Origin of the sequence: Bacillus sp. FSL K6-2819, from assembly GCF_038008305.1 — a bacterium.
Taxonomy (GTDB): Bacteria; Bacillota; Bacilli; order Bacillales; family Bacillaceae; genus Bacillus; species Bacillus amyloliquefaciens.
In genome coordinates this window covers 1,689,368-1,710,445 of the sequence record NZ_JBBOYV010000001.1, presented here as the reverse complement: position 1 = coordinate 1,710,445, position 21,078 = coordinate 1,689,368, and the positions used below count along the sequence as shown (strand labels likewise).

Sequence of the window (21,078 nt, the reverse complement as noted above, 5' to 3'; positions counted from 1 at the left end):
AACTTTCGCCATGATGTTAGACGAGTGAAGGGTGAAAAAAGTTGTAACATTTCAGATAAAATTTTCCGAAACAGCCAGTGTTTTTTGAAACACACAAAAAAAGAGCGGAAATTGCTTATTCCGCTCTTTTTATCGTGCTTTTATTCTTCGAATTCAAGCTCTTCCTGAACTTCTTCCGCTTTTTCCGTAACACCGTTATTGTCCAAACCGTAATGTTCACGGATTTGTTCTTGAATCATCAGCATGATGTCTTTATTTTCTTTTAAGAACTGCTTGGCGTTTTCACGGCCCTGTCCGAGGCGTTCTTCTTCATAAGAATACCACGAGCCGCTTTTCTGCACGATATCAAGTTCAGTTCCAAGGTCGATGATTTCCCCTTCTTTGGAGATTCCTTCACCGTACATAATGTCCACTTCAGCCGTACGGAACGGAGGAGCGACTTTGTTTTTTACGACTTTAATTCTCGTTTTATTCCCCATAACGTCGTTGCCCTGCTTTAATTGCTCGGCACGGCGCACTTCAAGACGCACGGAAGAATAGAATTTCAGCGCGCGGCCGCCCGGTGTCGTCTCCGGATTTCCGAACATAACGCCGACTTTTTCACGAATCTGGTTAATAAAGATTGCGATTGTTTTAGATTTATTGATGGCGCCGGAAAGCTTACGGAGCGCCTGAGACATGAGACGCGCCTGTAAACCGACGTGTGAATCACCCATGTCACCTTCAATTTCAGCTTTTGGAACAAGCGCCGCAACAGAGTCAACGACTACGATATCGACAGCTCCGCTTCGCACCAGCGCTTCAGCAATCTCCAGCGCCTGCTCTCCCGTATCCGGCTGAGAAAGCAGCAGCTCTTCGATATTGACACCGAGCTTTTGCGCGTACACAGGATCAAGAGCATGCTCGGCATCAATAAATGCTGCCTGTCCGCCTTTTTCCTGAACCTCAGCGATTGCGTGAAGCGCTACAGTCGTTTTACCTGAGCTTTCAGGTCCGTATACTTCAATAATCCGTCCGCGCGGGTATCCGCCTATTCCGAGAGCGGTATCAAGTGCAAGGGAACCGCTCGGCACCGTTGAAATTCTTGTATCCGTTTTTTCTCCGAGCTTCATGATGGAACCTTTGCCGAATTGTTTTTCTATTTGCTTAAGAGCCATATCTAAGGCTGCCTGACGATCACTCATTTATTTTTTTCCTCCTTTATCTTGCCACTACATATACTATACCTTGTTTACTGACATTTGCCAAGAAAAAAGCGAACGCATATTCGGATTTTTTCCGCGTTCGCTTTTCTTAAAAAGAGCATTATTCCCCTTGTAAAACTTAAAAATCAGAGAAAACGTCTCTTTAAAACTTTATTTTTGATCCAGCATTTTCAAAATAAGATGGCAGCCGTATTTAGCGGCGCGCTTTCTGACTCCGGTTCTTGAGCCGGCAAAGTTAAATTCGTGCACCTCTTCTTTGCCTTCAGCGGAAATACCGATAAAGACGAGGCCCGGGGCATGCCCTTCCTGCGGATCAGGGCCCGCAACACCGGTAAAGCTGATGCCGATATCGCTTCCGGTCAGCTTTCTTACACCGGCGGCAAGCTCTTTCGCGCACTCTTTGCTGACCGCTCCGCTTTCTGCGAGCGTTTCAGCTTTCACGCCGAGCACATTTTGTTTCACGCTGTCGGAATAGCAGACAACGCCCCCCGCAAATAGTTGAGAAGCGCCGCTTAAATCAGTCACCCACTCTGAAAACAGGCCGCCGGTAAAGCTTTCGGCAGAGGAAATCGTGATTCCGTTTTGTCTGCATGCTTTTGAAAGCTCCTTCACCAGCGACGTATCATCATATCCGTAGAAAAATTCACCGACACGTTCCAAAATGGCGGCTTCCGTTTCTTTTAAAAGCCGCTCGGTTTCTTTTTCGTCGGCATGTTTTGCCGTTAAACGCAGCGTGACCTCGCCGTCGGCAGCAAGCGGCGCAATCGTCGGGTTCGTCTGCGCATCAATGATATCTTCTAAGTCAGCTTCAAGCTGCGATTCACCGATTCCGAAAAACCGCAGCACGGTTGAAACGATCTTCTCATTTGAACCGAGCTTTTTAAGAAGCAGCGGCTTCCCTTCATTTTCAAACATCGGACGCAGCTCGCTCGGCGGCCCAGGGAGCAGCATATAAAGTCTTGAGCCGTGCTCTGCAAGCATTCCCGGCGCCATGCCGAAATGATTCGCCAAAACGTCTGAGCCCTCAATGACGAGTGCCTGTTTGCGGTTATTCGGCGACATTGTCCGTTTTGTTTTCGCAAAATACTCTTCAATCGACCGGAACGCTTCGTCATTCAGAACGAGCGGGCGCCCCAAAGTGTTTGCAATGGTTTCTTTTGTTAAATCGTCCTTGGTCGGTCCGAGCCCGCCAGAAAAAATAATCAGGTCTGAGCGCTCTTCCGCAATGCGGATGACTTGCTTAAGCCGCTCCGGATTGTCTCCGACAGCGGTATGATAAAACACATTTACACCGATTTCCGCCAGCTCTTTACTGATAAACTGCGCATTCGTATTGGCGATCTGGCCGAGCAGAAGCTCTGAGCCGACTGCAATGATTTCCGCTTTTTTTGCTATTTCCATCTTTACGTCCTTCTTTCTCAGTTAGATGTTTTTAACGCATCCCAGTTCTTCGCAAAATAATCCCAGCCGGAAATGACTGTGAAGAGCACGGCCACCCATAAAGCGATATCGCCGAATGGGAAAGAAACGAGCTCAAACGGAAGATTATGAAGCAAAAGCGCGGCAACAGCGATGATCTGGGCCCATGTTTTAATTTTCCCCAGCATATTGGCGGCTACGACTTCTCCCGTTCCTGCCAGGACAAGCCTTAACCCCGTTACGGCAAATTCGCGGCTGATGATGACGATGACCATCCACGCCGGCGCAAGGTCAAACTGCACAAGCGTAATTAATGCCGCGGACACCAGCAGTTTGTCAGCCAGCGGATCTAAAAATTTTCCGAAGTTTGTCACGAGGTTCAGCTTTCTGGCGTAGTAGCCATCCACCCAGTCAGTCGTTGATGCAATAATAAACAAAACAGCTCCCGCAAGATGTGCGACCGGAATCGATTCATCTCCTATATGAAGGCTGCCCCATTGAAAAGGAACAAGCATGATAATCATAAATACAGGAATTAAAGCGATTCTTGCCAGTGTGATTTTATTCGGTAAGTTAAACATAAAGCCCCTCCAATATATGTACTCGGACGTGAAGAAAAAGTCATCTTAATCGTTCAGATGACTTTTTCCCCTTTTATTTTTTCATCTTGATTGTGATTGTCTGCGCCATCACATCATGCGGATTGAGTTCATAAGACAGAACCTCTCCGTTGATTTTAATTTTCAGGTTAGGGGCATAGCCCGTGCGTATTTCAATCTGCTTTTGATCCGTGATGTCTTTTTTATAGGTTTCACCTTTTTGCAGCGTTCCTTCTTTTAAAGAACCGCCGCTGTCATCACGGACGCGTATCCATGCGTTATCTGAAGCAATCAGTTCAAGCTTGTACTTATCAGCCCCGGAAACGTCGTATGAAGAAGCGGATCCTTCCGTTCCGGCCGCTTTGATCTCTGTTTTTTCACTGCTTTTTTCTTTCTTTTTCTGCTCTGGCTCTTTTGTGTCCTTTTTGCTGTCAGTTTGCGTGTCATTTGTATTGCCGTCATTTTTCAGCGCGGAATCCTTAGGAATCTCATACTTGCTCTCGCTTTGGGTGGCGGCCTTATCCCCGTCTGTCTGCCCGGACTTGCTCATTCCGAGCTGAATAATCGCATACACGATCGCAATGACGATAATGACACCGATGACAATAAGGACGGTCGGAAGCCATTCTGCCGCCTTTGAAGCGGACTTAGGCAGTTCCCTTTGCATGGCGAGGCCGGAGATTTTTTCCGACACATCGTCATGATACGTGTTAGGGATGTCTTTTTTATATTCTTCAAATAATTGGTCTGAATCAAGCCCGACAGCCTCAGCGTATTGCTTGATAAACGCCCGTACATAAAAATTGCCGGGAATGACGTCATAAGAGCCTTCTTCCAGAGCGGTTAAGTATCTTTTCTGAATTTTGGTCGCCGCCTGGAGTTCATCCAATGACATCCCTTTTTCCTCTCTGGCTTCTTTAAGCCGGATTGCTAATTCTGTCACAACAAACACCTTCCAATATTAAAAATCAAAGCTTGAAAAACCGGCCTGATCAAACATTTGCGGTTCTTCTGCATGTTCATATGTAATGACTTCATCAGGATCATTTCTGAGTTCGATAATATAATCGAAATCATCGAGCGTATACTCCGTATTCTGCACAAAAATATCGGGGTGCTCCACGACCTTTGTCGCCGGAAGCCTCATAATTTCACTGACGAGCTGAAGATGGCGCTCAGATCCGCGTCTTGTCGAAACGATGCCATCGAGGATAAACACGTTTTCCGTGCTGTATTCATCAGCAACCAGCTGGCTCCGGATCGTTTGTTTTAACAGCGTTGATGATACGAAAAGCCATCTTTTGCTGGCACAGACGCTTGACGCAACGATGGACTCCGTTTTTCCGACCCGCGGCATTCCCCGGATTCCGATCAGTTTGTGTCCTTCTTTTTTAAACAGCTCGGCCATAAAGTCAACCAAAAGACCAAGCTCGTCCCTTTCAAAACGGAAGGTTTTTTTGTCATCGGCATCACGCTGAATGTATCTTCCGTGGCGGACTGCGAGACGGTCGCGAAGCCTCGGTTCTCTCAGCTTCGTTACTTTAATGGTCTCCATTGTTTTTAAAATTGATTCCAGTCGTTTAATTTGATCTATATGCCGGCATCTGAGCAGCATTCCCCTTCTGGAAAGGTCGACACCGTTAATTGTGACAATATTAATTGACAGCATCCCGAGAAGAGATGAAATATCCCCGAGCAGGCCGGGGCGGTTCACTTGAATTTCATATTCAAAATACCATTCGAGCTTTGCCAAATGATATACCCCCTCCATTGTGGCAAATTTTTACCTTCCTTTATCATAAAACATTTTTCTCTAATTAGAAAGAAGAATGTTGCTCTATAGAGGAAAACATAAAAAAAGAGAGGAGAAATCCCCCCTCTTAATGAGTGCTGTTATTTTCAACAAGCTTCACCATCATATTTGCGATGGCGCGCTGTTCATCTTCAGAAGCAACGCTCCAAAGATCAGCAAGCACTTTTTCCTGATGGTTTTTCGAGTCGACTTCGTTTGCAAGGTAACCGCCGATTTCTGTAGCGAGGTCAGTGATCGTTTCATCACTCATCCCTTTTTCCTGTGCATAGTTCAATCTGTCGCCAAGGAAATTCTTCCAATTATCCCAGTTTTCTAATACTGACATGTTGGCTTCCTCCATTTCATCTGTTGTTACAAAATTATTTTGTCCGTGCAGATGTAAACTATACATACATTTTTTTCAGCAGTGCCAGCCGCCGTTTACGGATAATATATGCCCCGTAATATAAGAGGCCTTGTCCGACAATAAAAAGGCCGCCGCTTCGGCGATTTCCTCCGGCCTTGCCAGCCTGCCCGCGGGAATTTCCTCTGCTAATGCTTCTTTTTCATCAGACGTGAACTGATCAAGCATATTCGTATCAACGGCGCCCGGTGAGACTGCATTCACCCGGACGCCGCTCGGAGCAAGCTCCTTGGCAAGCGCTTTGACGAACGAATGTTGCGCTCCTTTAACCATGCTGTATAATACTTCGCACGACGCGCCTGTTTCACCCCAGACGGAGCCGATCGCGACGATGCCCCCGCTTTTTTTCCGGATCATGCCGGGCACCAGATTACGCGCCAGAAGAAAGGGGCTCGTCACATGCAGCTGAACCATCTCCCGCGCCGTGTCATCCGTAACGTCCGTAATCAGGCCGAAATGACTTTTGCCGCTGTTTAATATCAGAGCGTCCACAGGCTGTTTGACGGAGCGGCTGAGTGTTTTCGCGCCGTCTGGTGAGGACAGATCCGCCTGAATAACGGAAGCTTTTACTCCGAATGATGCGCTCAGTCTTTCCGCAAGCCCGGCTGCTGCTTCTTTATTAGAATGATAATGCAAAAGTACGTCATATCCGTTTTTTGCGAGGACTTCGCTTATACTTTGTCCGATTCCGCCGCTTGCTCCGGTTACAAGCGCTGTCTGTTTCATCAATCAACATTCCTTCTTTCCCCAGAAAAACATCCCTCAGGGCGCGAGGGATGTTTTGTTATGATTTCGGCACGACTTTGCAGACTGTCAGCCTGTCTTCTGATATTTCTTCTTTGATGACCCGCTCCACGTCTTCCGGCGTAATCTGCTCCAATACGGTTACGACATCAAACAGACTCATGTCTAAAAAGGCGTAGCGTGTGAATTGGTTGGCGATATATTCAGGCGAATTCAGCGCTTTTAAAAATGACCCGATCTTCTTTTTTCTCGCCAGGTCAAGTTTTTCCTCGGTCACGGCAGATCCTGCATCAAGCAGCATCTGTTTTAATTCGTCAGCGAGCTTATCCGGCTCCGGTGTATCTCCTCCGACAGAGGCAAAACCGAATCCGTATTCAGCCGTATAATCAAAGCTGAAGGTTTCATCAATGTAGCCTTTGTCGTATAGGTCGCCGTAATGCGGTGAGCTTTTTCCGAAAAGACACTCAAGCATGAGGTTCATGCTGAGCTCGTGCTTCAATAGCTCCCGTCCCGTTTTATATGGGTCTTTCGCCTTTAGGCCAACCAGACATTTTGAGCCTTGGACGTTCATTTTTAATTCCTGCTCCCGGCGGAAAACCGCTTCCTGCTCCCGAACTTCTTCACGTTTGATTTCAGGCTGATCTGTAAACGGCTTTTTCTCCTGGTTTTTCCGCACCTGGCTGATGATCGCTTCAGGATCTACAGGGCCGACGATAAAGAGCAGCATATTGCTCGGATGATAAAACGTTTCGTAGCACTCATACAGAAGATCTTTCGTAATATGAGAGATGCTTTCCACCGTTCCGGCAATGTCAATTTTCACAGGGTGGTCTTTATACATATTTTCGATGAGGCCGAAAAACAGCCGCCAATCCGGATTATCATCATACATGTTAATTTCTTGGCCGATGATGCCTTTTTCTTTTTCCACTGATTTTTCCGTGAAATACGGGTCCTGGACAAAATCCACGAGCGTTTCCAGGTTTTGCTCTACATTTGAGGTACTGGAGAACAGATAAGCGGTTCGTGTAAATGACGTAAAGGCATTTGCCGATGCCCCCTGCTTGCTGAAGTCCTGAAACACGTCGCCGTCCGCTTTTTCAAACAGTTTATGCTCAAGAAAATGCGCGATTCCGTCAGGGACGTGAACCATTTCTTCCTTTTTTAAAGGAACGAATTGATTGTCAATGGAACCGTACTTTGTCGTAAACACGGCGTATGTTTTATTAAAGCCCTGTTTCGGCAGCACATAGACATCAAGGCCGTTTGCCATTTTTTCATGATACAGCGTTTCTTGAAGCTGTTCGAAGTTTATCGGTTTAGTCAAGATGCTCCCCCCGTCCCTTTTAAGAAATAAGTCGTATCCAGCTTAATGTTCTTTCCGACATTGACAATGTCCTCTTTTGTCACTTTCTCAATATTGTCAAGGAATGTTTCGATCGGTATCTCCACTTGGGCTGAGGCCTGCTGGTACAGAAATTCCGCTAAGCCGTATGCCGTATCGATCGTTTCTAATACTTGGTTTTTAATAACGGCTTTTGTCTGGGCGATATCGTCTTCTGAAAAGTCACCGTTCTGCATCGCCTGAAACTGTTCTTCAATAATGGTGACGGCCTGCTTGTAATTTTTCACTTCAATACCCGACATGACCATCAAGAGCCCTTTGAAGCTTTCCACCCTTGAGGCTGCATAATATGCGAGACTCGCTTTTTCACGGACATTCATAAACAGTTTTGAATGAGAGAAACCTCCAAAGAGCCCGTTAAACACTTGCAATGCAGGATAGTCCGGGTCTGTGTATGTCGTATTGGTCCGGAATCCGATATTCAGCTTGCCCTGTTTGACGTCCTCTTCATCAATAACTTCCTTCGGATCAGGCTGTTCATTCGCCATGCTTCTTTCTAAAGGCTGCTGCGCCCGTTCGTCCGTTTTAAAATACGTATCAACGGCTGTTTTCACCTGATCTGTGTCAACGTCGCCGATGACATACAGGTCCAGCTGATCTTCGCGTATGGCTTTTTGATAGGCTTCATACAGGTCTTCCGGAGTAATGTGTTCAACATCATCGAACTCACCGTTGACGTGAAGGGCATATGGTTCGCTTTTGCACATTTCCTGAACGAGACGAAGATTAGAATATCTCATCTTATCGTCATATACGGCTTGAATCCGCTGTTTCAGGGTCCGTTTTTCCTGCGTGACATAAAGGGGCAGGAAGGCGCCGTTTTCCAAAGCAGGCGAAAAGACAAGCTCTGATAAAAGCTGAAGACCTTTTTCCAATAACGGTGTGCGGTCCTTCAGATACTTTTCATTGGGAATCTCAAGCCGGAACGTAATAACATGACGTTCTCCCTTTTTTGTCAAATCAGCGGAAACGGATGTGCCGTACAGTTCATCAAAATAAGAACGCAAATCAGCCGTTTTCGGCCGGCTTTCTGTCCCGCGGAGAAGCACATGCGGAAACAGCGCCCTTTTTGTTACAAGCTCTTTCGTTAAAGGAGCCAGCATTTTAAACGTCAGTGAAACGGTTTTAAATTTTTCAGTCTTTACGATGTGGGCGGTGATTCCGCCGTGTTTTGACTTCATTTCATTTACGTAAGTCATGTGAAACCTCCTTCGTTCATTCTTTCATATTATGTATTATGACCAAATTTCAGCATTCGCAAAAAAGAGTGCGCAGATGTAATTATATCAACTGGAGGATTTATAAGGAAACAAAAAACCTCTGCCCGAAAACCAGGCAGAGGCATTGTACGTTATTTTTTCAAATTGAAAGGCCACCAGTTGGCTCTTCCGAATATTTTCACCATGACCGGTACAAAAAACGGAAGGACAACAATTGCGTACATGAGAAGGCCGGTTAATACCACGGTTGCGATCTGCAAAAGGGAAAGAACGCCTGACGGCAGCATGGCCGCAAAGGTTCCCGCTAAAATAATTGCCGCAGAAATGATGACTGAGCCCATATTTTTCATACTGCTGATCATTGCCGCTTCCGTTCCTTCTTTTTTCAGCTCATTAAAACGGTCCATCAGGAAGATGGAATAATCCACGCCCAGAGCCATCAGAATGACAAAGCCGAAGAACGGCACGGCCCAGTTCACCCCCGGATACCCGAAAAAGTGTGTAAAGATGTACTCCGTCACGCCGATGGATGCGAAATACGTCAGGACGAGCGAAGCCACTAAATAAACAGGCATAATGAGGGAACGCAGCATGACGATGAGAATCAGAAAAATGCCCGCCAGCATAAACATCGCCGTCCGTTTGAAGTCTGAATCCGATACTTCTTTTAAATCGGCATTCATGCTCGAGACCCCGGAGACGCCGAAAGAGGCATTCTTCAAATCCGTATTCGGAATGACCCTTTTTACGCTCGCTTTGATCGCTTGAATATCTTGAATGGCCGTATTTGAATAAGGATTGTTATCAAGAACGACGGTCAATTCTGTCGTTTTTCTGTCTTCTGACATGTACGTATTAAACACGCTTTTGAAATCACTGCTTTTCAATGCGTCTTGCGGCACGAACCAGCCCGCCATTTCTTTGTCTGACGCCTTATGAAGTTCACCCAGATAATCATTCGCCCCCATCATGCCGCTTGAAACCTTCTTAAGCCCTTTTACACTATCGTTAAGCCCGGAAGAAAGATCACTGAGCTGGGAAGAAAAATCACCGAGGCCGCTTTGCATTTTTTTCTGGCCCTCCGCAAGCTGTCCTGCCGCCGATTCAAGACGCGGCATTTGTCCGGCGAGAGCCCCCTGTCCGTCTGATACTTGCTGAAGGCCGTTTTCAATTCTGGTCAGGCCGTTGATCATTGCGTTAATTTGAGTGTCAATCTTCTGTTGAGCGGCTGACAGCCGGGCAAATTGTTTTTCCGCTTGCTGCAGATTATCCTTTTGACTGTCGACCTGTTTAGAAAACGCTTCTGCGTCTGCATTTGCTTTGGAAACGGCTGACTGAACGCTTGTAAAAGCCGATTTGATCTCTTGATAGGAGGGATCGGTTTTTACTGCCGGTACCGACGCTTCCAATTTTGCAAACGGCAGCCGGTCAAGCTGCTTGTTCAGATCGGCAAGCTGCCTGCTGGCTTCATTTTTCATCGGCAGAAGGGTTTTTACCAGTTTTAAAGCGTTTTGCGTTTCTGATGCGAGACCGCTGCTTTGACTGAGCTGCGCAGACAGCATTTGTTTCTGCTCTTCAATCTGCTTTCTCATTTGAGCGACACCGGCTTTATTCTTGTTCACGCCAGCCTGCAGCTTATTCAGGTTCTCTCCTATATCAGAAAGCCCGGATTTCAGAGACAATGTCCCGTCAATAAGCTGATTGACGCTTTTCCCCGACTCTTCGATCTGCGGCTGTGAATCAGCTAACGACTTTGCGGCATTCCCTAATCCGTCTGTTATTTTTTCAAGCCCTGTATTGCCTTTGCCTAGACCTTCTTGGAGCTGTTTTGCCTGATTTGTGACAAATAATTGATTCAATCCGTTCCCTGTAGGGCGCGTGGCGCTTCTGACCGTTTTCACACCCTCTGTCTTTTCAAGTTCCCTGCTGATTTTTTCGATATCAATCAGGTGTTTTTCGCTATTTAATGCCTCGTCATTTTTTATGACGACTGTTGCCGGAAGAAGTTCTCCCGGTCCGAATGCATCTGAAATCGTATTGAAGGCGCGGACGGATTCATATTTATCCCCGATCTCGTCAAGGCTGTTGTAAGATAGCGCGCCTTTGTAAAGAAGGATCGGCGGGACGGTAAATACCGCGACGATTGCCAGACTGATAAGCGGCCGCTTAAACGAGAACGTTCCTGCTGTTTCCCATGCTTTGCTTTGAGGATGGGAAATATCGCCTCTGACAGGCCAAAACAACCTTTTTCCTAAAACAGCCATAAAAAACGGCACAATCGTCATGAGTGCAAGCAGCAGCACTGCGACACCGACTGCAACGGCGGCTGCCGACTGATACAGCTTAAATGTCGCAAATCCGATGCAGGCAAATCCGATCAGCACCGCTCCGCCGCTGTACAAAACCGTCTTTCCGGCCGTTTTGTAGGTCACAACGATCGCTTCTCTAATATCAGCGCCGTGAGACAGTTCTTCTTTAAACCGGCTGAGAAGCAGAATGCAGTAGTCTGTGCCGATTCCGAACATAATCGCAACCATAAAAATCTGAGTAAAGGTTGAAAGCGGAAAATCCAGCTGATCGACTAAAAAAGCGACAATGGATTGGCTGACTAAATAAGAGATTAATACTGATAATAGCGGCACAAACGGCGCGACCACTGACCGGAATACAAGGATCAGCACGATCAGGATAAAGGCAACCGTTATATATTCAGTCTTTTTCAAGCCGTCCTGAGAGCTTTTTAACACATCTTCGTCAATCAGCGACTGGCCTGTAATGCCGTATGATACGCCGTACGGTTTGAGCTCTTTATCAATTTTATTTTTTATTGCAATGATATTGTTTTTTGATGTATCAAGCTGCAGCTGAACAAGCATCGTTTGTTTGTCTTTTGACAGCAGCTGTTTTTTGATGTCGTCATTTTTTTCCCCGAAATATGAGGTCACCGTTTTAATATGAAGCGCTTCTTTATGTTCAGACAAAGTGCTGACGGCTTTCTGTAAACGATCTTTTTTGTCTGTCATTAAGCCTTTTTCGTGAAAGACGATGACGGCGGAAGAAGACGGTGCATCTGAATCAGACATGTCATCAATCAGTTTGCGGGCGTCTGAAGAGGAATATCCGTCCGGTACGGAAATCTGGCCTTTCTCCCGTGTCAATTCAGCCATATCAGGCGCTGTAAGCATAAATATCACCGTTGCGGCGATCCATGCCGCGGCGATGATCCAGCGGGCTTGGATAATTTTTTTCATTATGTCTGCTGATCCTCCTCTGCCATCATCAATCTGTATAATTTTTCGTATGTATTAACGAACATTTCCGCCTCGTCTTCATCAAAATACATAATATATGAACGGACGAGATCCTCAATCCGCCGCTCCACACGGTGAAATACTTCCGTCCCCTTTTCCGTGACGTTTAACAGGATGCTCCGGCGGTCGCTTTGGCTCCGTTCTCTTTTGATGTATCCTTTTTCATGCAGGCGGTTCGTCATAGAGGTAATGGCGCTTTTGTTGACGTGGCACACGGCGGCAAGTTCAATTGATTTGCAATCGGGATTGAGCATAATATAGCGGAGTATGTAATATTGATCCAATGTAAGCTCTTTGTTCACTTTCTCGGCGATAATGCTGTCAATTTTTTTTAAGACGTGCAGGTATACATCAGAATAACGCTGAATCAGCTGTTTTACTTTTTCTTCGTGCACTCTTTTCCCCCTCCTTTAATAGTTAATATGTTTAACTATTAAAGGATAACGAGCAGACGGTATCATGTCAATATTCAAAATAAAATAAAAAAAGAAAGTGCAGATTACACCGTCTTTAATGATTCCTTTTTTTCTTTTGCTTGAGAAGAGATATTTAACAGCGCTAAGAATACTGATACAATGCCGCAAAAAGCGGATAAAATAAAAATCAGCCAGCCCGCATTTGACATCAGCGCAGCAAATATTGGCGGTCCCGCCGCTACTCCGATAAACCGCATGCTGTTATAAAATGAGGTGATGGTTCCCGATTCTTCGTTGTTTACACCTTCTGTGATGACAGCGTCTAAAGCCGGTAATGCCATTCCGATTCCGATACCGCTGACACACAAGAAGATAAATAATAAATAAAAACTGTGATTCCACCACAGGCCGATAAATGACAGTGTCACGGCACTCATTCCGAAAACGATGCAAAACTTCATTTTGCCTTGGTCTTTCCCGATTTTTCTGCCTGATATATATGAACTGACGGATAGAAATAAAAGCGGGATTGCCAAAAGCGCTCCTTTAGCCACACCGTCAATTCCGTATTTCTTCTCCAGCGAGTCTGATAAATAAAACAGAACCCCGAACAGCAAAAACATAATCACGCAGCCGATAATAAACACCGTAAAGAGCCAGCGTCCGTCACGCTTAAATATGCGGCCCACATTTTTCACAAATTCAGAAATAGAAGGCGCTTCTTTTTGTTCCTCCGGCTTTGCCACCAAAAACAAAACGAGAAAAAAACTGATGAGCGAAAAAAACGGAATGAACCAAAATGGCATAAACCAAAACCAAGCGGCCAAGAGCGACCCGATAATCGGGCTTAATACTTTCCCGGCGGTGTTAGACGTCTCAATGTCGCCGAGCCCCGCGGTAATCCGCTCATCATCCCCCTTGAACAAATCACCGATAAACGGCATCACCACAGGAGCCGCCCCTGCCGAACCGATTCCCTGAAGCACCCGTCCCGCCAAGATAATGGGATATGGATGCTTGAACGCGGTGGAAGCTATTGCGGCAAGCGCACCGCCCGCACCGGCTATGAGAAGACAAGGCAGAAGAACCTTTTTTCTTCCGAATTTATCGGACAGATATCCGGCAATCGGAATACAAATAATCGCCACAATCGAATAGACCGTTATAATTAACGATACTTGAAAAGACGATATGGACAGCTTCTTTTCAATCATCGGAAGCACTGGAATCAGCATGGAATTCCCGAGTGTCATGACGAGCGGTACAGAAGCCAAAGCAATGATATTTTTCGTTCCATTTTTCTTCTTACTCAACTTATTCACCCATTCACTATACTTGGTTGTTTCCTGTTTTATTGTGCCTTGCGGCAAACAAAGTATGTACGAACGGCGCAAATAAAAAAACAGACACATGACGCGTCTGTTTTAAAAACGTTTTCTTACAACATGAAAGCGGAACTTATCAGCGCGGAAATAATTTAATGAATATAATACAGGTTCATCATGCTGATTATAGTGGGTTTGTTTCAATAATAAAAGCGACGTCTCCGGCTCACATTCCAAAACGGGTGAAATCGTATCGTGATATCCGATCGGTTCAATATCAGCAACGGCATAGCTGATCACCGATCCCGAGTTTTTTTCCAAGAGATCAAAAATGGACTCCTGTTCATGACAGAAAGAATTCGGCAGAATGTCCATCGGAATCGTATCTAAACAGTAAACGACCGGAGTGCCGCTTGCCGTTCTCACGCGCTCCAAATAAAAAAGCTCCTGCTCAGGCTCAAGCCGGAATCTTGCAATATCTTCATCAGACGGTGTAATGACCTGGGACGACAAAAAAATCGTACCCGGCACCATGTTCGCTTGCTGAATCATTTTCGTCACGCTGTTGAGCTGTTCAATACCTGAAAGAAACAGCGGTTTTGTATGGACGAAAGTGCCCACACCGTGCCTTCTGATAATCACATGCTCCTCTTCAAGGATACGTAAAGCTTCACGCAGAGTCGCCCGGCTGACACCCATCGATTTTGAAAGCTCAAATTCAGAAGGAAGCTTTTCCTTTTCGGTGTAAATTCCGTTTTTTATATCCTCTTTGATTCGCTCAATCACTTTTAAATACAAGTGACGATTGTCAGCTTTTGTAGACATGTTTCCCCTCCGTAAACCACTTTCTTAAATTATTGAACAATTGGGACAACTATATCATGTTTTGATAAAAAAATAAACAGGGATGATTTTGACAGTATTATTTTAAGTGAAAGCCCTCTTCTTTTTAAGAAGAGAGCTCATCGTATTGTTCTTTTGATAATAGTACTTCCCTCGGTTTGCTTCCTTCATACGGCCCGACGACGCCCCGCTCCTCCATTGCGTCAATCAGACGGGCAGCCCTCGTGTAACCGATTCTGAACCGTCTTTGAAGCATAGAGACAGAAGCCGTCTGCATGCCGATAATCAAATCGACCGCTTCATCATACAGATCATCCGTTACTTCACTGTGTGTTTCCGCAGTTTCTTCCGGAATCATTTCTTCTTGATACTGCGCTTTTTGCTGTGTGATGACATGATCTACGACATGCTCAACCTCTTCATCCGATAAGAATGCCCCCTGCACCCGAACCGGCTTATTCGCGCCTACGGGCAGAAACAGCATATCTCCGCGCCCCAGAAGCTTTTCAGCGCCGCCCATGTCTAAAATCGTCCGTGAATCGGTCTGAGATGAGACACTGAAGGCGATTCTCGACGGGATGTTGGCTTTAATCACTCCGGTAATGACGTCGACTGAAGGCCGCTGTGTCGCGATAATCAAATGAATGCCTGCCGCCCGTGCCATCTGGGAAAGTCTCGTAATCGAATCTTCCACGTCGGAAGAAGCGACCATCATCAGATCGGCAAGCTCGTCAACGATCACGACGATGTACGGCAGCTCAGGCTGCTTTACTTCTTCTGAGGCATTTGACCGCTTGATATGATCATTATAGCCTTCTATATTTCTCGTGCCCGTATGGGAGAACAGCTCATAGCGGCGCTCCATCTCATTGACGACCTTTTTCAAAGCCTGTGAGGCCTTTTTCGGATCTGTCACGACCGGCGCAAGCAGATGAGGAATGCCGTTATATACATTCAGCTCAACCATTTTCGGGTCAATCATCATCATTTTCACTTCATGCGGTTTGGCTCTCATCAGGATGCTCGTAATAATTCCGTTGACACATACGCTTTTCCCGCTTCCCGTTGCTCCCGCTACAAGCAGGTGGGGCATTTTGTTCAGTTCGGCAAGCACGGCTTCTCCGGAAATATTTCGCCCCAAGCCGATCAGAAGCTTCGCATCCGGCTTGTCGTTGAGCTTGGATTCAAGCACTTCTTTTAAGGAAACCATCGCAACTTCAGCATTCGGCACCTCGATGCCGATTGCTGATTTGCCCGGAATCGGCGCTTCTATCCGGATATCTTTCGCGGCCAGCGCGAGCGCGAGGTCATCGCTCAGATTGACGATTTTGCTGACTTTGACCCCGACGTCCGGATATACTTCATATTTTGTGACGGCCGGACCGAGATGAACCTGCGTCACTTTCGCCTTTACGCCGAAGCTTTGAAAGGTGCGCTCGAGTTTTCTTGCATTCTCGTAAATGTTTTTCTTATCTGTCTGCTGGCCGGTATGTTTCGGGTCAGCCAGTATGTCCAAGGAAGGCATTTGATAATCCTTATTTTCCAGCTCTGTAAACGTCATCGGCGGAGCCGCGGGCGTTTCGTCACTGTCTTGGACGCCGCCGGAAGGCTCTTCTTGTGCCGCTTGTGCCGTCTCCTGCGTCTTTTCAGGAATCAGCGGCTCGTCGCGCTGCTCCTCACGATCTGAAAAGCTTGAAATAATCGGCTCTGAATGGATGATCGGCGAAATGATTTCCTCATCCTCTTCCTCCGGTTCAGGCTCTTCTTTTTTCTTTTGAACACGTTTTTTTGTTTTCGTTTTCGGCGAAGACATATTCGTTCTGACTGTTTTCATATCTTCAAGAAATGCCTGCCATTGCCCGCGGATAAACCCGCCGACGGGGCTCGTCCACTTTTTGAGCGTTTCCTGCAACGAACGGCCCGTTACAAGAATCAGTCCCATTAAGATCAGCACGATCGCCATAATCTGTGAACCCGTTGATGCAAATAAAAAGTGGGCAGCTGCAAACAGTACCGCGCCGATCATACCGCCCCCCAAGTCAGGTGAGGCAGCCTGCTGTTTCATATCGATCATAAACAGCTCCCACGTGTTGCCGATGACACTTGCCGACTGAATCGACCCATGATGGGACAGATTTTTAAAGAGCTGTACGTGAGACAGCAGCAAAATACTGGCGATAATACAGTACAATCCCGCCTTTCTTCTCGTTAAAAGACTCGGACTCTTCTTTTTCCAAAACAGCGAAATTCCCAGAAGGAACAGCGCCAGTAAGCATAAAATAAACCACTCTCCGGCAAAAAAACGGAACAGGTACACAAATGTCTGTCCCACAACGCCGAGCTGCAAAACAGCAATAATCGAGATTGCAACACAGAGCAGTCCGCTTAGCTCGTATTTTATATTGAGCTTACTCTCTTGTTTCTTTTTAGATTTCCGTTTTTTCTTTGCCACACTCATCACCTTACTGCGTTAAAAAATGTAAAACCATACATCATGAAGAAAAGCAGCCTTTTACCGGCTGCATTTTTCTGTAGGATTCCCCTATTATAGCATATTTTGCCCCTGAGAAACGGACTGAATGCCGGTTAGATTTTCAACTTAATTTTTTGTCCCGGAGCGATGTCCGGATTCAGAAAATCCATCGGGTTCGTACTTAGAATCTGTACGACTTCAGCTTCATTTCCCTTCATTTCAACTAACAGCGGCACACCGGCGTAATCTACCTGTTCATGCACGCTTTGTTCTGCTTCATGACCGTAAACGACTTCTTGGGGCATGACGGTATAAAGGATCATTGAATCATCCTTCCTTCCTCGCCCTTTCGTTCCTCAATCAGCTGATTCAGCTTTTTTATCGCCTGTCCGACGCCGCCGACGGCGTCAATTAAGCCGTAATCAGCCGCATCTTTGCCGACTACGTTCGTTCCGATATCCCGGGTAAGGTTTCCTTTTGAAAACATCAGTTCTTTGAATTTTTCTTCGGAAATATTGGAATGATTGGTCACAAAGTTGACGACCCGCTCCTGCATTTTGTCCAAGTATTCAAACGTTTGCGGGACGCCGATAACCAGACCTGTCAGCCGAACGGGGTGAATGGTCATTGTCGCTGTTTCCGCGATAAAGCTATGATCACATGACACGGCAATCGGCACACCTATAGAGTGGCCTCCGCCAAGTACGATTGAGACGGTGGGTTTTGACAAGGATGCGAGCATTTCCGCAATCGCAAGACCTGCTTCCACATCGCCGCCGACGGTGTTTAAAATGATCAGAAGGCCTTCAATTTTCGGATTTTGCTCAATGGCGACGATTTGCGGAATGACGTGTTCATATTTGGTTGTTTTATTTTGCGGCGGGAGCTGGACATGCCCCTCAATTTGGCCGATGATTGTCAGACAGTGAATATTGGTATCCTGAGACATTTGCGGCAGAGATGTCTCTCCCAGCTGCTGAATTTTGCTCATAAGGCTGTCTTTCGCATCTGATTTTTCGGGCTGCTGTTCTTCGGTGTTTTCCATACGATGATCCATTTTATTTTTCACCCTTTCCGAATGTCTCTTTGTATTATGAACAAAGATGCGGATTTCCATCCGGAGATGAACAAAAACAAAAGCCGCAGCATCATGCGCTCCGGCTTTTGTGTATATTATACTTCCATAATGATCGGAATGATCATCGGCTTGCGTTTTGTTTTTTCATAAAGGAATTGGTTCAGCGCATCGCGCATGGCTTGTTTCAGCGTGGACCATTCCACTGCAGATGTTTCCGTCGCTTCAGTCACGATGGAGCGGACGAGCTCAGTAGCTTGTACAATTAAACCTTCTGATTCTCTGACATATACGAAACCGCGCGTAATGATTTCAGGACCCGATACGAGGTTCTTTTTCTGCTTATCAAGCGTAATCACGACGATGAGAATGCCGTCTTGTGACAGCAGGCGGCGGTCTCTCAGCACGATGTTGCCGATGTCGCCGACACCGAGGCCGTCAATCAGGACATTTCCGTATGTGACCTTATCCCCGATTTTCACATTCTGGCCGCGGAATTCAACGACGTCGCCTTTTTCAATTAAGAAAATGTCGCTGCGTTTCATGCCGATTTCTTCAGCGATTTTGGAATGCGCTTTTTGCATTCTGAATTCACCGTTTACCGGAATTAAATATTTCGGTTTTAGCAAATTAAGCATTAGTTTTAATTCTTCCTGTGAACCGTGGCCGGACACATGCACGCGTTTTTGGGCGAAAATGACTTGAGCGCCGGCGCGGACAAGCTGGTTGACGGTTTTGGAATATACCAATTCATGCCCCGGGATCGGTGTTGATGCAATGACAACGGTATCTCCTTCTTCAATGTTAAGCTGCTTGTGCGCCTGCTTCGCCATCCGCGTAAGAGCGGCTAACGGCTCACCATGGCTTCCTGCCGTAACAATTGCCACTTCGCGCTTCGGATATTTTTTCACATCCTGCACCGGAATAAACAGTTCATCATCGGCTTCAATATAGCCGAGCTTTCGTGCAAGCTGAAGTACGTTTTGCAGATTTTTTCCGGCGATTGCAAGTTTGCGGCCATTCTGTGCGGCAGCCTGAATCACTTGCTGGATCCGGTTGATATTAGACGCGAATACGGCAACGATGACGCGATTTTCTGAAATGTACATCGCATCGGAAATTTCACCGCTTACATCTGCTTCTGACGGAGTGTATCCCGGGCGCTCCGCATTGGCACTGTCAGAAAGCAGGGCAAGCACACCGCTGTTTCCGATTTTAGCGATTTCGCCAATATCACATGATTGGTGATATGCAGGCGTCTGGTCAAATTTGAAGTCTCCCGTGCATACAATAGAGCCAAGTGATGTTTTGAAGCTGACTCCCACTGAATCCGGAATGCTGTGAATCGTTTTAAAGAACGATACTTTTGTTGATTCAAATGTAATGACTGATTTAGAATGAACTTCACGTAAATCAGCTTTTCGATTATGCCCGTACTGCTTGAGTTTTTCTCTCAGCAAAGCAAGCGTAAGCTTCGTTCCGTATACCGGTACCGACAGCTTGTTCAATAAATAAAAGACGCCTCCGATGTTTTCATCGTGTCCGTGTGTCAGAAAGATGGCCTTCACGCGGTCAGCCCGTTCTACTAAGTAGGAAATATCCGGAATGACGACATCAATACCGAGCATTTCATTTTCAGGGTGCATCAGCCCCGCATCTACTACAAATATGTCTGAGTCAATTTCAATGACATATAGGTTCTTCCCAATTTCTCCGACACCGCCAAGGGCGATAATTCTGACGTTTTCTGTATTTTTCTTTTTCAAAATCTGTATCCTCCTAGTCTCATACCCGTCCATCATCACTTGTTCCTATTATAACTGATATCAATTTTAGAAAACAAGAAGAAGCGGAAGGTTTAGGGAAAACCAATATGTAGACAAAACGGTCAAACTCACGATAAAAATGAGAATGACCGCGTATTTTAACTGTATAAATTTTTCTTACAGTTCGCTGATGACGCTGCTCAGGCTCAGACGTTCATCTTCATTCAGCGGGATAAGAGGAAGACGCACAGATCCGACATCAAGTCCCTTCAGCTGAAGCGCCGTTTTGACCGGAGCCGGGTTCGGCGCTTTAAAGAGCTCCTTCATGATCGGCAGAAGCTTCTGATGAATCAGTGCCGCGGTTGCCGTCTGCCCGTTCGTATAGTTTTTAATCATCTGCTGCATGTCAGAACCTACGATATGGCTGGCCACTGACACGACCCCTCTTCCGCCGACTGCAAGAATAGGAAGCGTTAACCCGTCATCACCTGAATAGACATAAAAATCTTCCGGCGTTTCGGCAATGATTTTCGTAATGGCATCAAGATCGCCGCTTGCTTCTTTAATCGCAGAGATATTCGGAATCTCCGCAAGTCTGATGGCCGTTTCCGGCGCAAGTGAAGCGACCGTTCTGCCCGGCACGTTGTAAAGCATAACAGGAAGAGACGTTTCTTCAGCTATCGCCTTAAAATGACGGTACATGCCCTCTTGTGAAGGCTTATTATAATACGGCGTGACAAGCATCACACAATCAACGCCGGCTTCTTCAGCTTTTTTTGTCAGTTTGATGGAGTCTTTCGTATTGTTGCTTCCCGTACCCGCAATAACAGGCACTCGTCCGTTCACTTCTTTGACTGTAAATTCAAAGAGTGCAATTTTTTCTTCCGTTGAAAGTGTCGGAGATTCGCCGGTCGTTCCTGCGACGACTAAAGAATCCGTGCCGTTTTTCAACAAATAGTCGATTAATGTAGACAGTTTTTGAAAGTCTACATTCCCTTTACTGTCAAAGGGGGTAATCATCGCTGTAGATATATTTCCGACATTCATTTTTTTCACCTCAT

18 protein-coding genes are annotated in these 21,078 nt (G+C 46.2%); all 18 read right to left on the bottom strand.

The window, feature by feature from the left end:
* Nucleotides 1-140 precede the first annotated feature (140 nt).
* A complete protein-coding gene (gene recA, locus MHH91_RS08970; protein WP_013352318.1) occupies nucleotides 141-1,184 on the bottom strand; it encodes a recombinase RecA in 1,044 nt (347 codons plus the stop codon).
* Between the two features lie 171 nt (nucleotides 1,185-1,355).
* On the bottom strand, nucleotides 1,356-2,606 hold the full coding sequence (locus MHH91_RS08965) for a competence/damage-inducible protein A (RefSeq protein WP_013352317.1): 1,251 nt from the start codon (nucleotides 2,604-2,606) through the stop codon (nucleotides 1,356-1,358).
* A 17-nt stretch (nucleotides 2,607-2,623) separates the two neighbouring features.
* Complete coding sequence (gene pgsA, locus MHH91_RS08960; protein ID WP_013352316.1) at nucleotides 2,624-3,205, bottom strand: CDP-diacylglycerol--glycerol-3-phosphate 3-phosphatidyltransferase; 582 nt, start codon at nucleotides 3,203-3,205, stop codon at nucleotides 2,624-2,626.
* A gap of 73 nt (nucleotides 3,206-3,278) precedes the next feature.
* A complete protein-coding gene (locus tag MHH91_RS08955) occupies nucleotides 3,279-4,166 on the bottom strand; it encodes a helix-turn-helix domain-containing protein (protein WP_013352315.1) in 888 nt (295 codons plus the stop codon).
* 18 nt (nucleotides 4,167-4,184) lie between these two features.
* The gene (locus tag MHH91_RS08950) at nucleotides 4,185-4,976 is read right to left on the bottom strand and encodes a DUF3388 domain-containing protein (protein WP_013352314.1); all 792 of its coding nucleotides are present in this window, start codon (nucleotides 4,974-4,976) and stop codon (nucleotides 4,185-4,187) included.
* 127 nt (nucleotides 4,977-5,103) lie between these two features.
* Nucleotides 5,104-5,361, bottom strand: a complete 258-nt coding sequence (locus MHH91_RS08945) for a DUF3243 domain-containing protein (protein ID WP_003154150.1) — start codon at nucleotides 5,359-5,361, stop codon at nucleotides 5,104-5,106.
* Nucleotides 5,362-5,436: 75 nt separating this feature from the next.
* Nucleotides 5,437-6,165: an elongation factor P 5-aminopentanone reductase gene (gene ymfI, locus MHH91_RS08940; protein ID WP_013352313.1), complete on the bottom strand. Its 729-nt coding sequence runs from the start codon at nucleotides 6,163-6,165 to the stop codon at nucleotides 5,437-5,439.
* Between the two features lie 58 nt (nucleotides 6,166-6,223).
* Complete coding sequence (yfmH, locus tag MHH91_RS08935; protein WP_013352312.1) at nucleotides 6,224-7,510, bottom strand: EF-P 5-aminopentanol modification-associated protein YfmH; 1,287 nt, start codon at nucleotides 7,508-7,510, stop codon at nucleotides 6,224-6,226.
* Nucleotides 7,507-8,787 carry an EF-P 5-aminopentanol modification-associated protein YfmF gene (yfmF, locus tag MHH91_RS08930; protein WP_013352311.1) on the bottom strand — a complete coding sequence of 427 codons (1,281 nt, stop codon included), beginning with the start codon at nucleotides 8,785-8,787 and terminating at the stop codon, nucleotides 7,507-7,509. Before yfmF ends, yfmH begins: the two co-directional genes overlap by 4 nt.
* A 152-nt stretch (nucleotides 8,788-8,939) precedes the next feature.
* A complete protein-coding gene (locus tag MHH91_RS08925) occupies nucleotides 8,940-12,059 on the bottom strand; it encodes an MMPL family transporter (RefSeq protein WP_014471834.1) in 3,120 nt (1,039 codons plus the stop codon).
* Nucleotides 12,059-12,514 carry a MarR family winged helix-turn-helix transcriptional regulator gene (locus MHH91_RS08920; RefSeq protein WP_013352309.1) on the bottom strand — a complete coding sequence of 152 codons (456 nt, stop codon included), beginning with the start codon at nucleotides 12,512-12,514 and terminating at the stop codon, nucleotides 12,059-12,061. Before MHH91_RS08920 ends, MHH91_RS08925 begins: the two co-directional genes overlap by 1 nt.
* Nucleotides 12,515-12,618: 104 nt before the next feature.
* Nucleotides 12,619-13,848 (bottom strand): MFS transporter, encoded by a 1,230-nt coding sequence (locus tag MHH91_RS08915; RefSeq protein WP_013352308.1) that lies wholly within the window; start codon nucleotides 13,846-13,848, stop codon nucleotides 12,619-12,621.
* A 111-nt stretch (nucleotides 13,849-13,959) separates the two neighbouring features.
* Nucleotides 13,960-14,685 (bottom strand): GntR family transcriptional regulator, encoded by a 726-nt coding sequence (locus MHH91_RS08910; RefSeq protein ID WP_013352307.1) that lies wholly within the window; start codon nucleotides 14,683-14,685, stop codon nucleotides 13,960-13,962.
* A 124-nt stretch (nucleotides 14,686-14,809) separates the two neighbouring features.
* A complete protein-coding gene (locus tag MHH91_RS08905; RefSeq protein ID WP_013352306.1) occupies nucleotides 14,810-17,155 on the bottom strand; it encodes an FtsK/SpoIIIE family DNA translocase in 2,346 nt (781 codons plus the stop codon).
* A gap of 134 nt (nucleotides 17,156-17,289) precedes the next feature.
* The gene (locus MHH91_RS08900) at nucleotides 17,290-17,499 is read right to left on the bottom strand and encodes a YlzJ-like family protein (RefSeq protein WP_013352305.1); all 210 of its coding nucleotides are present in this window, start codon (nucleotides 17,497-17,499) and stop codon (nucleotides 17,290-17,292) included.
* Complete coding sequence (locus MHH91_RS08895; RefSeq protein WP_013352304.1) at nucleotides 17,496-18,233, bottom strand: ClpP family protease; 738 nt, start codon at nucleotides 18,231-18,233, stop codon at nucleotides 17,496-17,498. Before MHH91_RS08895 ends, MHH91_RS08900 begins: the two co-directional genes overlap by 4 nt.
* Before the next feature lie 116 nt (nucleotides 18,234-18,349).
* Entirely contained in the window at nucleotides 18,350-20,017 is a 1,668-nt protein-coding gene (rnjB, locus tag MHH91_RS08890) for a ribonuclease J2 (protein WP_014470389.1), read from the bottom strand.
* Nucleotides 20,018-20,194: 177 nt separating this feature from the next.
* A complete protein-coding gene (gene dapA / locus MHH91_RS08885; RefSeq protein ID WP_003154166.1) occupies nucleotides 20,195-21,064 on the bottom strand; it encodes a 4-hydroxy-tetrahydrodipicolinate synthase in 870 nt (289 codons plus the stop codon).
* Nucleotides 21,065-21,078: the final 14 nt, after the last annotated feature.

What these genes read in the sequence shown, in the direction of transcription:
- recA (WP_013352318.1), bottom strand. Translation starts at nt 1,184, where the DNA reads ATGAGTGATCGTCAGGCAGCCTTAGATATGGCTCTTAAGCAAATAGAA.
- MHH91_RS08965 (WP_013352317.1), bottom strand. Translation starts at nt 2,606, where the DNA reads ATGGAAATAGCAAAAAAAGCGGAAATCATTGCAGTCGGCTCAGAGCTT.
- pgsA (WP_013352316.1), bottom strand. Translation starts at nt 3,205, where the DNA reads ATGTTTAACTTACCGAATAAAATCACACTGGCAAGAATCGCTTTAATT.
- MHH91_RS08945 (WP_003154150.1), bottom strand. Translation starts at nt 5,361, where the DNA reads ATGTCAGTATTAGAAAACTGGGATAATTGGAAGAATTTCCTTGGCGAC.
- ymfI (WP_013352313.1), bottom strand. Translation starts at nt 6,165, where the DNA reads ATGAAACAGACAGCGCTTGTAACCGGAGCAAGCGGCGGAATCGGACAA.
- yfmF (WP_013352311.1), bottom strand. Translation starts at nt 8,787, where the DNA reads ATGACTTACGTAAATGAAATGAAGTCAAAACACGGCGGAATCACCGCC.
- MHH91_RS08925 (WP_014471834.1), bottom strand. Translation starts at nt 12,059, where the DNA reads ATGAAAAAAATTATCCAAGCCCGCTGGATCATCGCCGCGGCATGGATC.
- MHH91_RS08910 (WP_013352307.1), bottom strand. Translation starts at nt 14,685, where the DNA reads ATGTCTACAAAAGCTGACAATCGTCACTTGTATTTAAAAGTGATTGAG.
- MHH91_RS08900 (WP_013352305.1), bottom strand. Translation starts at nt 17,499, where the DNA reads ATGATCCTTTATACCGTCATGCCCCAAGAAGTCGTTTACGGTCATGAA.
- MHH91_RS08895 (WP_013352304.1), bottom strand. Translation starts at nt 18,233, where the DNA reads ATGGATCATCGTATGGAAAACACCGAAGAACAGCAGCCCGAAAAATCA.
- dapA (WP_003154166.1), bottom strand. Translation starts at nt 21,064, where the DNA reads ATGAATGTCGGAAATATATCTACAGCGATGATTACCCCCTTTGACAGT.